The sequence below is a fragment of the Paraburkholderia phymatum genome (assembly GCF_040965635.1).
In the GTDB taxonomy this organism is placed as follows: domain Bacteria; phylum Pseudomonadota; class Gammaproteobacteria; order Burkholderiales; family Burkholderiaceae; genus Paraburkholderia; species Paraburkholderia phymatum_B.
This window is the reverse complement of record NZ_JBFRCH010000034.1, coordinates 16760-30614: the sequence shown is the minus strand read 5'-3', so window position 1 is coordinate 30614 and position 13855 is coordinate 16760. Positions and strand designations below refer to the sequence as shown.

8 protein-coding genes are annotated in these 13855 nt (G+C 63.4%); 2 read left to right on the top strand and 6 right to left on the bottom strand.

Annotated elements, in window-relative coordinates:
- Nucleotides 1-424: 424 nt before the first annotated feature.
- Nucleotides 425-2821: a TonB-dependent receptor gene (locus tag AB4Y32_RS33145; RefSeq protein WP_368725358.1), complete on the top strand. Its 2397-nt coding sequence runs from the start codon at nt 425-427 to the stop codon at nt 2819-2821.
- Between the two features lie 294 nt (nt 2822-3115).
- A complete protein-coding gene (locus tag AB4Y32_RS33140) occupies nt 3116-3391 on the top strand; it encodes a hypothetical protein (RefSeq protein ID WP_368725357.1) in 276 nt (91 codons plus the stop codon).
- Between the two features lie 92 nt (nt 3392-3483).
- Here AB4Y32_RS33140 and AB4Y32_RS33135 read toward each other — a convergent pair whose 3' ends face one another.
- The 6 genes from AB4Y32_RS33135 to AB4Y32_RS33110 form a co-directional block, all read right to left on the bottom strand.
- Entirely contained in the window at nt 3484-5802 is a 2319-nt protein-coding gene (locus AB4Y32_RS33135) for a S8 family serine peptidase (RefSeq protein WP_368725356.1), read from the bottom strand.
- Between the two features lie 30 nt (nt 5803-5832).
- The gene (locus AB4Y32_RS33130) at nt 5833-7113 is read right to left on the bottom strand and encodes a phosphatase PAP2 family protein (protein WP_368725355.1); all 1281 of its coding nucleotides are present in this window, start codon (nt 7111-7113) and stop codon (nt 5833-5835) included.
- Nucleotides 7114-7160: 47 nt separating this feature from the next.
- Nucleotides 7161-8882, bottom strand: a complete 1722-nt coding sequence (locus AB4Y32_RS33125) for a tetratricopeptide repeat protein (RefSeq protein WP_368725354.1) — start codon at nt 8880-8882, stop codon at nt 7161-7163.
- Between the two features lie 402 nt (nt 8883-9284).
- Complete coding sequence (locus tag AB4Y32_RS33120) at nt 9285-10319, bottom strand: LuxR C-terminal-related transcriptional regulator (protein ID WP_368725353.1); 1035 nt, start codon at nt 10317-10319, stop codon at nt 9285-9287.
- Between the two features lie 162 nt (nt 10320-10481).
- On the bottom strand, nt 10482-11738 hold the full coding sequence (gene chrA / locus AB4Y32_RS33115) for a chromate efflux transporter (protein WP_368725352.1): 1257 nt from the start codon (nt 11736-11738) through the stop codon (nt 10482-10484).
- A gap of 230 nt (nt 11739-11968) precedes the next feature.
- On the bottom strand, nt 11969-13498 hold the full coding sequence (locus tag AB4Y32_RS33110) for a trypsin-like peptidase domain-containing protein (protein WP_368725351.1): 1530 nt from the start codon (nt 13496-13498) through the stop codon (nt 11969-11971).
- Nucleotides 13499-13855: the final 357 nt, after the last annotated feature.

The following is a 13855-nucleotide window of genomic DNA, read 5'->3' as shown; positions in this document are numbered from 1 at the left end:
CGCGTGACCTGCCGCCGCGCGCGAAGACGTCACGCGCTGTCGCGCGGCGGGCGCTTGCGTCGCGCTCGCCGCATCGGCCCGGCTGCCTGCTGCTTGCCGCGGGTCCGGCGCCGGGTTGGCCGGATTCACTGAAGAGAGAGCTTCGGGCATGAGCGTATTGATGGAAGCAGTGACTCATTCTACTCATCCAGCGAGCGCTTTTCGTGTTGGCGATGCGGTAAGGAAGGCTTCCCGAAAGAATCGGGAAGGCTTCCCGGGCGGCAGACGTCCTGCCTATGCGACGCTGCATGGAACGGCAATCAGGGCAGAAAGCAGGCAACAAGCAGCACAAAGCAGCACAAAGCAGCAGACCAGGCATTCATGCGCAGCCCGAACGACCTTCCACGGCCGACGAGGCCAGAACAACCCGCTGGAGACGACCACCATGAAACAAACGCGGCGCACATCGCGGCGCGCGCGGCTGCATGCGCGCAAGGGCGCCTTTCAGTTCGTAGTCGGCAGCGCGCTGGCGAGTCTCTGCGCGCACGCATGGTCGCAGGAAGCCGCGACCACGCCAATGAGCGTGCAGCAAGCGACAACGCAGGAAGCACCGCAGAACACGGCGCAAGACGAGTCGCAAGACGAGTCGCAACAGGTGGCGCAAAACCAGAACCCTCCGCAGGACACCGAACAGCCGCCGATACTCGTGATCGGCACGACGCCGCTCGTCGGCATCGGCACGGCCATCGAGCTCGTGCCCGCGAACGTGCAGACCATACGCGGCCGCGAGATCGACGGCCAGCGTCCGAACACGCTCACCGACTACTTCGCGAGCAACCTGCAGAGCGTCGATATCAACGATGCGCAAGGCAATCCGTCGCAAGTCGACATCAACTATCGCGGCTTCACGGCTTCGCCTCTCGTCGGCACGCCGCAGGGGCTGTCCGTCTTTCTCGACGGCGTGCGCGTCAACGAGCCGTTTGGCGACGTCGTCAACTGGGACCTGATACCGCAAGCCGCGATCGAAACGATCCAGCTGATTCCCGGCTCGAATCCGACCTTCGGCCTCAACACACTCGGCGGCGCAATTGCGATCACGACGAAGAACGGCAACACGTCGCCGGGCGGCGAGGCCGAGATCAGCGGCGGCTCGTGGGGACGCAAGAGCGCGCAGGTCCAGCAAGTCGGAATGATCGGCAGCAACCTCGACTACTACTTCACGGCGAATGCGAACAACGACGACGGCTGGGCCGATCACAACGGCAGCCGTCTGCGCCAGGCATTCGGCAAGCTGCGCTATCACGATGCCGACAATACGCTGTCGATCTCGGCGGGCGGCGCGGACAACACACTCGACGGCTCGCAGACGATCCCGCGCTCGTTCCTCGACAACCGTTCGCAGGCTTACACGTTTCCGGATCAGAACAGGAACGAGGTCGGCTATCTGACGATCGCGGGCGAGCATTACTTCACGCCTAATATTCAGTTGAACGGCAATCTCTACTATCGCCATTATCGCAACGAGAACGTGAGCAGCAACGTCAACGACGGCTTCGATCCCAACGATCCCGACGATGTGCCGCCCGCGATCAACCTGCAATCGACGATCTTCACCGAAAGCTACGGCGGCAGCCTGCAACTGTCGCTGCTGCAACAGCTTTTCGGCAAGCGCAACGAACTGGTGCTCGGCGTGGCCGCCGATCTGGCGAACTCGCATTTCACGCAGTCGTCGCAAGACGCGGTCTTTACCGACACGCGCGCGACGATCGGCACGGGTCCATTCGTGCCGACCACGGATGCGAAGACGCGCAACGAAACCTATGGCATCTACTTCAACGACACATTGTCGTTCAACGAGCAATGGTCGATGACACTCGCGGGCCGCTACAACTGGTCGCGCATGACGATCGGCGACGAGAGCGGCCAGCAACCGCTGCTCGATGGCCGCCATGAGTTCTCGCGCTTCAATCCCGCTGTCGGCGTCAACTGGAATCCAACCGACAACTTCACCGCCTACGCGACCTACAACGAAGGCATGCGCTCGCCGACGTCGATCGAACTCGCGTGCGCAGACCCGAACGCGCCATGCTCGCTGCCGAACGATTTCATCGCGGACCCGGCTCTGAAACCCGTGATCTCGAAGACGTTCGAAATCGGCGCGCGCGGAAGGCTCGGCAGCAATACGGCATGGAGCGTGGCGCTCTATCGCACGACGCTCGACGACGACATTCAGTTCGTCAGCAGCAATGGCGCGTCGAGCACGCTCGGCTTCTTTCAGAACGTCGGCAAGACGCGCCGTCAAGGCATCGAACTCGCGGCGCGCACGAAGTACGGCCCCGTCGGCGTGAGCGCGAGCTATAGCTATGCGGACGCGACGTATCAATCGACGTGGACGGAAAGCAGCGCGAGCAATTCGAGCGCCGACGCGAACGGCAATGTCACGGTGAAGCCGGGCGACCGCATTCCGGGCATTCCGGCCAACACCGTGAAGGTACGGGTCGACTACACGCCGATCGTGCAGTGGAACATCGGCACGAACCTCACGTACCGGGGCAGTATCTTCGCGCGCGGCGACGAGAACAATCAGGATCTGAACGGCACGGTGGCCGGCTACTTCCTCATCGATCTCGATACGACGTACAACGTGACGAAGCAGCTACAGGTATTCGCGACCGTCAAGAATCTGCTGAACAAGCACTATGCGAACTTTGCGATTCTCGGCGAGAACTTCTTCAACGGGCCGAACCATACGTTTGATCCGAACAATGTCACCAACGAGCAGTTCCTCGGAATCGGCGCGCCGCGCGGCGTGTGGGTCGGCTTGCGCTACGCGTGGAAGTAGTTGAAGCGAGTCGGCTTTATATTCCCGCTTACCACCAAAGTCATATAGGCCTGGACGCGTGCGAAAACCATACTGGGTTCAAGCCGCGTGGCCGCACAGTCATCTTTCGCATGGCCGAGCTTTCGCGAGGCTGACTACGTGTCAACGAATTCAATCCTGTCTTGCCACAGATTCTGATGGTTGTGCACGTCTAAAAGTCGGCGTGGCTGTTCGCTTTCTTCGAATGCGATCCACGCTTTCGTCTCGGTCCGGCGCAACCGCGTAATGCGCTGCAATTGTTCGAAGGAGACTCAAATGAAGACGATGCTCATCCTCTGCGGCGGCGTGCTCTGCCTGTCAGCCTTGCAAGCGTACGCGCAGGAAAGCGCCACCAACACGGCGACCTCGGCACCCACGACGCCGGACACCGTCGTCAACTCGGAAGGCCCCGCCATGGCGGCGACGTCGATGTCGGGCGGCGCGGCCATCTCGCATGGAAAGACGCGCAGCGAGGTCTATCAGGATCTCGTACGCTCGCAAAAGAATGGCGAAGCCGCGCGCCTGAACGAACTCTTCAAGGGCGGCAACTGAGCGATACGTTTGCATGCCGTTCGAAAGCCTGGCTCGAAGCCGGGCACAAAGCGGGGCCTGTCAGCGATAACAGGCCCCGTTGCATGTTCACCTTACGGATCGATGCCACGTTTCTTCCATCTGCGTGACAGAAAGCGGCCCGCACCGCCGCGCTCTGGTAGCAATCTCGGCAGCCACGCATGCTCTCCGACGGGCACGGTAGGCGGGCGCGCCGTGGCAGGACAGGTGTCGACAAGCTCATGCGGCGATGCGCCCGGCTTGTCGAGGGAAGGGTCTTCATCGGCCGCCTTCTGCTCGATCCACCTGCGGCTCGCAAGCGGATTCATCGTCGTCGGCGCGATCTTCGCTGTTTGCTTCGACACGTTCTTCGACGCCTTCTTCGCTGCCGTCATCGGCGTGAGGACCGCGGCCTCCCCTGTCACCTTCGCTTGCGCGAATAAGCGCGACACCTGCGGCGCGGCCGCGCTCGTTCCCGTGATGGCAGCGAGACTCCCGCTGCGCGTGCTCGCGCCCAGCACGCCGGCACAGGCGGGCGAGTCCTCACTGACGGCAGTCGCATCGGGTCCGTTTCTTTGCAACGTGCGAAGCGAAGGTCCCGTCGATGAATAGAGCGCTGCCTTGCCGTCCGTGCGCCGATATGCGCCAACGACGACGGTATAGTCACCCGTCGCGACCGAACTCAATGTGCTGCTGCGCCTTATCCACGAGTCCGTGTTGCCTTCGTCGAAGTCCCTCACATGCAAACCCGAAATGAAGCGCTTGTAGAGCGGATCGTCGAAGCGCGACTGGCGTCCGCGTATCGGGTAGCCGAACGCCGTTTCATTGCGCTGTACCCATGCGTGTATGTTCAGCACTTCGCCCCGGCGCGCCGTGTTCGACACGGTCACGCTCCAGTTGCCTGCCGGCGTCGCATCGCGCGAAGGATCGCGCGTGAGGGTGGGCGCGAGCGCGATCAGGATCATCCTGTTGTCGCCCGTCGCGACGCGGTCCAGATACACGGATGCGCACAGCACATTGCTGCCCCGTTGCCACGCATAGAAATTTTTCACCGACATAGCGGGGCTTTTATCGCCCGTCGGCGGACACACCTGGACCTTGACCTTCGACGGATCGGCATGCTCCGGCAACCACAGCTCAAGAAAACTGGGCGTCGCGCAATCGGGCAACACACGCCATGTGATGCTCTTCGATTCGCCATGCGCAAGCTCGACGTTCGCATGACAACGCAGCAAGTTGCTGTTGCCCGCGGGCACGACGACGCACAGATCGCGATGCTGATCGATCAGCTCGTCGATGGCTCGCTCGATGATCGAGCTGCCGTCGTGCGGTCCCGCCATATAGCCGTAGCTCAGGTTGAGCACCACGCAGTAGTCTTGGCCCTGCGCGACAGCGAGATCGTCGGCGCGGCGCAGGATGTAGCGCATCGCATCGAGCGCGTGAGTGGCGAACCAGAGTCCCGATGTATCGCGCACGGTCCGCCCAGGCGTCCTGAACTGTACGCCGATCAGCCGCACTTTCTCGAGCGCCTTCTTTTCGTCGCCGAGCCGCTGAAGAAAAGCCGCATGCAGATCGCCGGACCGCACGCCGCCTGCGAGGTCCATCGCTTCCGTGCCGTGCGCCCAGCGCTTGCGCACGCCGATGTAGCCCGCCTCCGCATACACGGCGTCTTCATCGATCAATCCGCCATGCGTGTAACGCGCGAGCATATCGTCGATCCCGGCCTTCGAAAGTTCGCGCCCGTAGTGCAGGCCCGGCGGCGTGCCGGGCGCGTCATCCTGATTCCAGAAGCATTCGATCCGCGTGGCCGACGGAGCGCCGGAAGAACGAAAGCGTTCGTGCGCAAATGCGAGGCCATCGTCCATCACGCCGAGGAACACGATGCGCTCGCGCTTCGCGCCCGCTGCCCTCGCCTTTGCCTGAGAAGCGGCAGCGAACTGCGGGCCCGTACCCGTTGCGAGCACCGTCGTCGCCGGCGATGCGCCAACAGGCCGATCGTCGGGCACGATCGGCATGCCGAGTTCGAAGCGCTTCACGAAGCGCTTTAGCGGCGACGTGTCGAGTTTCGCAAAGAACACCTTCGTCACGGCGGCCGTCAGGAAGCGCGTGTGTTCGAGATCATGCGGCGGATAGCGATAAAGCGACGAAACACGTATCCACGCTTTCCACGCCGCGTGCGTGCTTTCGAGACTCTCCGCGAACGACTGTGCCGTCAACGGCGAGCCATCCGGTCCGAACTCCTGGAGCTCGATGATGACGCGCACCCAGCCCGCAGGCGGTCCGCCCAGGTCGGCGAACAGCGTCGCATCGGCCCATGCCAGATACGGGTCGGCTCGCGCCGTGCCGTTCGCGCGCCCCGTCCAGTCCAGACCGCTCCACGCGCCCGCCTTGCCCGTCAACGATCGCCAGGTCATCGCCCACCTCGCTTGAACAGGATGAAGACGCTAGAACGCGGTGTTCGCGAGGCCGTTGCCGTTCCACTCGCTCTCGGCCTGATTCCACAGCCACGACAGAATGTCCGAACCATCGACGGATTGCGCGCCCGGCTTCTTCCAGCCGAGAAACGGAAACTTCGCCAGCACGGCGGCCTTCGACATCTTGTGCGCCTTTGCATACGCATCGACATCGTCGTCGCTCAACGGCTCGTGATAATCGAAATCGGGATTGCCGTTCGGGTTCTTCGCCGAGAGCACGTGCCCCTTGAATTCGCGCGACGTGATCTTGCCGTCTGCGAGAGGATCTCGCTTTGCGTTCTGAGCCCCTTTCGGCTTCCTCAGGTTGCGCGTGCAGCGCGCGACGAAGTACTCGCCGAGCGCGGTGCCGAGCACATGGCCCGCAATGCTGTCGATGGGGAAATGAACGCCCGCCACCGTTCGATTGACGGCGACGCGATACGCCTGGCGCATCGCCTGCTGGTAGTAGACGGTATGGCGGCCCTGCTTGAACAGCGCGCACAGCACGACGGCGATGATGAACGCCTGGGTCGAGTGGCCGCTCGGCAGCGAGCCATGCCCCGGCGTCTGGATCATCGGCTGCACCTGCTGCGAGTATTCGAGCGCTCTTGCCGCCGCGATTGCGTGCTTGAAGCGGATCTCGACGTAAATCGCGAGACGCACCGCCGTGTCGAGCAGTTCGATTGTCTTCGGCGTGCGGCTCGGATGCAGATAGATCAGCATGCTCCAGAAGGCCACCTGCGGCCCCATCTGGCAAAGTATTTCCGCTGAGCGATCGTCGCGAAGGTCCGAATAGAAGTCGAGCCATTCGGCTTGCTTCGCGAACACGTCCTTGTCCGGACGATGCAGGCTCACGATATCGACTTCGGCGCCGCCCTTCGCCGGCCGGTGCGAGAGCTGCGGATACGCGAGCGTCTTGCTCCCTTCGTTCTGTATCCAGAAGTGCAGGTTCGACAGCAGCTCGAAATCGAACACCGTCGCGCGCACCCATGGTTCCCATCGCCATAGCTGACGGTAGTCGTCGATTGCACAGAAGTTCTGCTTGTCGAAATCGACCGTGACCCGCTCCGGCGGATGCCAGCTGCCGACAATGCCATCGCGATGCCCGATCAGCGCCCCGGCGAGAAGCGGCCCATCCGACGACCCACCGCCCACATCGTATACACCGCCCGCACCGCCGCCGCCCGAAGGCACGCCCGCACCGCCCGCCCCACCTGCCCCACCTGCACCGCCCGCTCCTCCTGCGCCTCCTGCACCGCCAAGTCCGCTCACGATAGGCCTCCTCTGTCAGGAATCCTGCACCGCATTCAAACCTTCTTCTACGCAGGCAGGCCTGCCTGACGCAATGCTTGCGACCATATCTTCCCGGTCTTGTACGCGCCGCTCGGCGAGCGTTCGAGATAGCTCGTGACCGTCAGCGTCGGCTCGATGGCGAGCACTTCGTTGAGCGTCAGCCTTGCGGCATCAAGATCGCCGAGCAGCGATTGCGCAATCGCCAGTGCACGCAACGTCGATGTATGGGTGCGATTCACGCGCAACGAGCGCTGCGCGAGTTCGACGGCGCGCTCGTAACGCCCGGCCGACAGTGCTGCCGTCGCGCCCAGCGATTCGTAGAAGTAGCGCAACGGATCGAGCGGTGACAGGCACAGCGCGCGCTCCGTCGCGTCGACGGCTTCATCGCCTTCGCCTTCGAATGCGAGCAGCGTGCCTTTGAGCAGCCACGCAAGCGAATCGTTTGGGTTGACCGCGAGCGCGCTTTCGTAGCGCCGCTGTCCGACGTCGAGCTGCTTGAGGAGGTTCGTGTGCACGAAGCCGTCGATCGTCATCGCGAGCGAGCATTCGGGATCGGCGTCGAGCGCGCGCCGCGTGCAGCCAAGCGCTGCCTGCGCCTCGGCGGCGCGATCGTTGGTCCAGCCGCGATTGAAACGCAGTACGTGCCATTTTCCGAGCCACGCATGCGGCAAGGCCTGTCTGCGCGCGCGCTCGATCAGCGCTTCGAGCATGTCGCGCGCGCGGTTGAAATCATGCGAGACGCCGCGATGCATCAGCACGATCGCGCTCATCAGCAGCGTCGAGCTTTCTAGCGTCGGCAGCGCTTGCGAGCGCGCGCGCTGCAACTCGCGGTCGATGATCGCGCCGCTCGTTTCAGCGACGACGCGATCGATCATTTCATCTTCGCCGAGCATGACGTGCGTTGCGCGGCCTTTGATGCTCGCCGTCCAAAGAATGTGGCGCGACTTCGCTTCCGCGAGTTCGGCGACCAGCACGACCTGATCGCCCGACGTCCGATATGCGCCCGACAGCACGTAACGCGCGCCGAGAAACGCGCTGATTTCGTCGAGCGTCGCGTGGCGCTCGCGAAACGCCGTCGTCGACAGACGCGAGATCACTTGCAGCTCCGCCGTGCGCGACAGCGACGAGATGATCTCGTCCGCCATCACTTCGCCGAGCACCTGTTGCCCGGCCTCGCCGCCGCGCGACACGAAAGGAATCACGGCGATCGTGGGCCGCAGCTCGGGGAGGAACGCGGTCCCCCGTTCGATCACGGGACGCGGACCAGGCGGGCCGATCCGGTACGCGCGCACGGGCTGTTCGAAATGCTTGACGTGGCATTCGCCCAGGTCTTCGATGTCGGCATCGAGATCGGGTGTCAGCTGGTCCCGCACCTGCGCCGATACGACGATCTCTCCTGGCCCCGCGAGCGTATAGAGCCGCGCGGCCAGATTGACGCCGCGGCCGTAGACGTCGCGCTCGTCTTCGTAGAGCTCGGTGACGTGCAGGCACATGCGCAACAACATGTGCTGCTGCGGCGGCAGCACCGTGTTGGCTTCGCCCGACGCGCGCTGGATCGCGAACGTCGCCGCGAGTCCATCGCGCAGTTCGACGAACGTCACCATCAGTCCGTCGCCTTCTGTTCTGATCAGACGTCCGCGATGCGCGGGTACGATGTCGTTCTCGATGTGCGCCTTGAACTTGCGCCACCGTCCCGCTGCTTCCACTTCGTCGTCCTGGATCAGCCTGCACGATTCCACGAGGTCCATGAACAGAACCGTGCGGACGACGCGCGCCAATCCGTCGGATGGGCAGGAAGAATCTGTGATCACTTTCTTCAAGCCTTTTAAAGAGCACTTGCTACCGGCTCACGATCCGTTTCATTGCGATGAGGCGTCTCTGCGAATGTCTCGCAATGCAATTGCGGCACACGCGCCACGCGGCGCTGCGCAGAGTTGATCGAACAAACGGATGGTTCGCCTGTCTTGCCGGACGCAGTGGAAGGCGCGCCCGGCACCTCGGATCGACGTGCGATTGCTATGTGTTATAGATCAAAAAAACACCGTTTAAAACGGCCTTTTTTTCTCGCGACATACGTGCGTCATTCAATGGCAGGAAACGGGCCAAAAGCGATTGGTGCCGCGTATGTAAATAAACCGCTGCAAACGAAACTAGTTTTTCGAGCGCAGCTTGTCCGCTTCGAGTCGCCGCGTGATCAGGTGGATCAGATACGTCGCGAACTCGGGGTCCTGGTAGTAGAGACGCATCGCGTCGGTGGCCGACACCATCAACAGTTCGCAATCGCTGATGCAGCGCGCGGTGCAGGTGCGCCGATGGTCCGGCGAAAAGAGACCGATCTCGCCGAGTATCGCGCCGCGTCCCACTTCGGTATTGATCTCCGCGAGACTCACGGTGCCGCGCACGACGTAGTACAGCGCATCGCTGGGATCGTTCTTGTGAAAGAGCACTTCGCCGGACTTGTAGCGCGTAGGCGTCGTGAACGCGAGCAGCCTGCCGACCGACAACTGGCCGTCGAGCGCGCGATGCAACTGCGCATCGCCGATCTGCCGCAGCCGCGCGGCCGCCACGCTCGCCTGCCCGCGGCTGCCGACCTTTAGCGCCTTGTACACGGTGTACAGATGCACCTTGACGGTGCCCTCCGTGATGTTCAACTGCTTCGCGATCGACTTGTTCGTTTCGCCTCGCGCCGCCAGCGCGAGCACCTGGATCTGGCGCGGCGTCAGCACGTGCTCTTTCATTTCGTCAGCGAGCGCTTCGGATGCGCGCACATCGTTTGCAGACGTGGGCAGCGCTGCTTCGCCCGGCACGAGCGGCGTCGAAGCGGGATAACGGCTGCCCGCGAGCAGAAGACGCAGCGCGTCGAGCAGCGCCTCGCCCGATTCCGATTTGTCGAGATGGCCCGCGACGCCCGCCGTGACGAATTCCTCGACGGTCTGCGGATCGACGGCCGTCAGCAGCACGAGCACGGGCAGTCCCGTCTGCAGCCGCTGCGACGCGTGGGCTGCGCTGAGCGCGTCGGGCACGCTGTCGCCGTCGAGCACGACGAGATCCGCGAGTCGCTCGTCATCGAGTATGTTCGAGGCGAAGTCCGCGCATTTCACTTCGACGCACTCGGCCAGGTCGCCGAGCAGACGCGCGACGCCATCGCGAAACAGACCTGCGGGAGCGATGAAAAGAATCAGCATGCGCGTGAAGTGCTTTCCGGATGGTCCAGAGTCCGTACGCGCTGCTTGCGGCCGTCTTTATCGTATGAATATAGTGTCGCGGCGCGATGCAAGCGGGCGCATCGCTAACCGTTATAGGCCACGCAAGCCGATGCGTCTCGCTACCGATCGGGTTTCAGCGCTTCAACGCACGAATGTCTCGACGATTCCAGCACCTGCGCACAACAGCACGACAAGCAAAGGCCGCACGTTCCAACGCGTGAGCAAGAACAGCGAGACGACAGCGACGGCGAAATCGGTTGCGGACAATACGGCGCTCGTCCACACGGGCGCATAAAACGCGCTCGCAAGCAGACCGACGACAGCGGCATTCGCGCCCGCAAGCAACGCCGCAACGGACGGACGCATTCTCAGCGCCTGCCAGTGCGGCAGCACGGCGATGACGAGCAGCAGCCCCGGCAGAAAGATGCCGACGGTTGAGCAGAGCGCGCCGAGCCAGTGAGCGGATGAAGGACTCATCATCCAGCCGAGGTACGACGCGAATGTGAAGAGCGGTCCCGGAACGGCCTGCGCCGCGCCGTAGCCCGCGAGAAAATCATTCGCAGAAATCCATCCGCTTGCGACCGTCGCCTGTTGCAGAAGCGGCAGCACGACATGACCGCCGCCGAACACGAGCGCGCCGGACCGATAGAAGACATCGAAGATCCTGATCGTCCACGTGGCGGGCAGAAGCGCTTCCAGTGCAGGCAAACCGGCGAGCAACACGCAGAACAGCACGAGCGCAATGCCGCTTGCGGCGCGCGGCAATGCGAATGCGTGCGCTTCTGCGGACGCACTGCTTGCAACGCGTGCAGCAAAGGCCGACGATGCCGACGATATTCGCCACACGACGATGCCGAGCAACGCGCCGCCGCCGATCACGATGAGCTGCGCGTACGTGGTATCGAGCACGCTCAGCAGCGCGAGCGCGGCAAGCGCGATGGCGGCGCGCGCACGGTCGGGGCACAGGCGGCGGGCCATGTCCCAGATCGCCTGCGCGACGACGGCCACGGCGACGAGCTTCAGCCCGTGAACGAGTCCCTTGCCGAGCGTGTTGTCGAGCAGTCGCGCAAGGCTCGCGTAACCAGTCAGCAATACCGCCGACGGCAGCGTGAAGCCCAGCCAGGCCGCGAGCCCGCCCCACCATCCCGCGCGCAGCAAGCCAATCGAAAAGCCGACCTGGCTGCTGGCCGGTCCAGGCAGGAACTGGCACAGCGCAATGAGATCGGTGTATGTCGTGTCGTCGAGCCAACGGCGGCGCTCGACAAACTCGCGGCGAAAATATCCGAGGTGCGCAATCGGCCCGCCGAAACAGGTGCATCCCATTTGCAGGAAGACCCATAGCACTTCGAATGCGTTGCCTGCGCGCGTCTGCTGACGCGACGTGCTTTCACTTTCCATAAAGGTCGCCAACGGGCGCGAAGTCCGGATTTATCGATTACGCTGATGCGCACGGCGATGCGCGCATCACTCTAACGCAAACCGCAAGTGCAAGGTGTCATCCAGCTTGCGTGAATGCGTCGGCGGCGAGATGAACGGGAAACAGCGCGTCGGGCCTTGCGCCTGAAGTCGGCGTGCAGAGCGGGCATCGTGTGCCGATCGTGTGCCGAGTGCCCGCCCTGTTTCGCGCTTCACTTGAGATCGACGGTCACGAAGCTGCGCGCGTGATTGCGCTGGATCAGCAACGCGGCCCTCTTGCCCGCCTTCGCCGCGAGCGATGCGAGTTCATCCTGCGATGCGACCAGCGTGCCGTTCAGCGACAGCACGACATCGCCGGGCTTGATGCCGGCGTTGCCCGCCGTCCCCGACACGTCGTCGACCATCAGGCCTTCGGCGAGCCCCGTGGTGCGCCGCTCGTCATCCGTGAGGGGATGCATCGTGAGACCGAGATGATCCAGCGGACCTGCACTGCTCATGCTTGCGCTCACGTCCGTGCCCGAGGCTGCATTCGCCTGTTGTGCCGATGCGCCGACGCCGACCATCATCGTCATCTGCTTGCGATTGCGAATGAGCGTCAACGGGACTTTCGTTCCCGATTGCAGCGCCGCGTCCTGCGCGGCGAAATCGTCCGCGTGCTCGACGTGCTTGTCGGCGAGCTTCACGATCACGTCGCCGGGCTTGAGGTTGCTCGCCGCCGCCGGGCTGCCTGGCTCGACTGAGATGACGAGCACGCCCGCCGCGCGCGGCAGGCCGAATGCGCCCGCCAGCCCCGGATCGACGTCCTGCACCTGGATGCCCAGGCTGCCGCGCGCGTTCTTGTCCGGACTTTGCAACTGCGCGCGCACCTTGTTCGCCATATTGATCGGGATTGCGAACGTGAGGCTCTGGGAGCGCTCTCCGCCGCCGTACACCTGCACGTCGATGCCGACCACTTCTCCCGCGCGGTTGAACACGGGGCCGCCCGAATTGTCGGGGTTCAACGAAACGTCGGTCTGGAAGAACGGAAACGTGCTGCCATCGGCGAGCGTGCGCGAGGTCGCGCTGACGATGCCCGCCGTCACCGTGTTCTGGTAGCTGTCGGGCGAGCCGATCGTCAGCACCTGCTCGCCGACTCGCACGCGCGTCGAGTCGCCGAGCTTGACGGTCGGCAGCTTCGTCGCGTCGATCTGGATCACGGCGACGTCGCTCTGCGTATCGACTGCCACAACTTTGGCCTTGAACTCGCGCCGGTCGGTCAGGCGTACGGTCACGTCATCCGACTGATCGACGACATGCGCCGTCGTCAGAATCAGCCCATTCGGGCTCACGATAAAACCCGACCCCACACCCGAGATCGCGCGCGGCGAACTGCCCTGGCCGTCCTGCGATTGCGGCGTCGCCTGCTTGAAGAACGCGAAGAGAGGATCGTCGCCGTCGATCGCTTCGGAGCCTGGCCCCGAAGCCGAAACGGGCGCCGAAGCCGTACCCGCCGAAGTCTTGTCCTGCACCACCGCGCGAATGTTCACGACAGCCGGCCCATAACGCTCGACGATCATGGGGAAGTCGATGGGCACATTCGCCGCTGTCCGCTTCTCTTTCACTGGCGTGACGGGCGTCGCCGGTGCGGACGCGGCGGCGGGAGACGCCGCTACCGCGAATGCGCCGGCGCAGGGATAACCGGCAACACATGCCGTCGTCACGGCGATGTAAAGCACGGTGCGGGATACGGTCGAGTGAAACACAGCGCACCTCCATGGCGGTCGTTATGCCTGGCACTGTGAGGAAATTATTTCGCGCGCGGCGGCGAGCGAGTGTGACGCAGCACACCGATGAAGTCGAAAAGAAAAGGAGCCCCGTCAGCCGGCGCGACGGATAGGGCCGCGCGCTCCATGCGCGAGCACGCATGGATGAGATCGACCCGTTATGCGTTTTTCGGTGAATCGAAGTCGACGTCGGATTCGGCAGCATGTTTGCCCGCAATGGACAATCAGGGACGCGAACGACTTGATCGCACGCGCGTTCCCAGTGGCGTTCGCCCGTTGTGAAGAACGCAGCGTTCGTCCTGATTGATTTATAGGGAAGCGCCGGGAAAATTGCAG

Excerpts from the sequence above, each read along its gene's own strand:
- AB4Y32_RS33120 (WP_368725353.1), bottom strand. The coding sequence starts at position 10,319 with ATGCTGATTCTTTTCATCGCTCCCGCAGGTCTGTTTCGCGATGGCGTC.
- AB4Y32_RS33125 (WP_368725354.1), bottom strand. The coding sequence starts at position 8,882 with ATGGACCTCGTGGAATCGTGCAGGCTGATCCAGGACGACGAAGTGGAA.
- AB4Y32_RS33145 (WP_368725358.1), top strand. The coding sequence starts at position 425 with ATGAAACAAACGCGGCGCACATCGCGGCGCGCGCGGCTGCATGCGCGC.
- chrA (WP_368725352.1), bottom strand. The coding sequence starts at position 11,738 with ATGGAAAGTGAAAGCACGTCGCGTCAGCAGACGCGCGCAGGCAACGCA.
- AB4Y32_RS33140 (WP_368725357.1), top strand. The coding sequence starts at position 3,116 with ATGAAGACGATGCTCATCCTCTGCGGCGGCGTGCTCTGCCTGTCAGCC.
- AB4Y32_RS33135 (WP_368725356.1), bottom strand. The coding sequence starts at position 5,802 with ATGACCTGGCGATCGTTGACGGGCAAGGCGGGCGCGTGGAGCGGTCTG.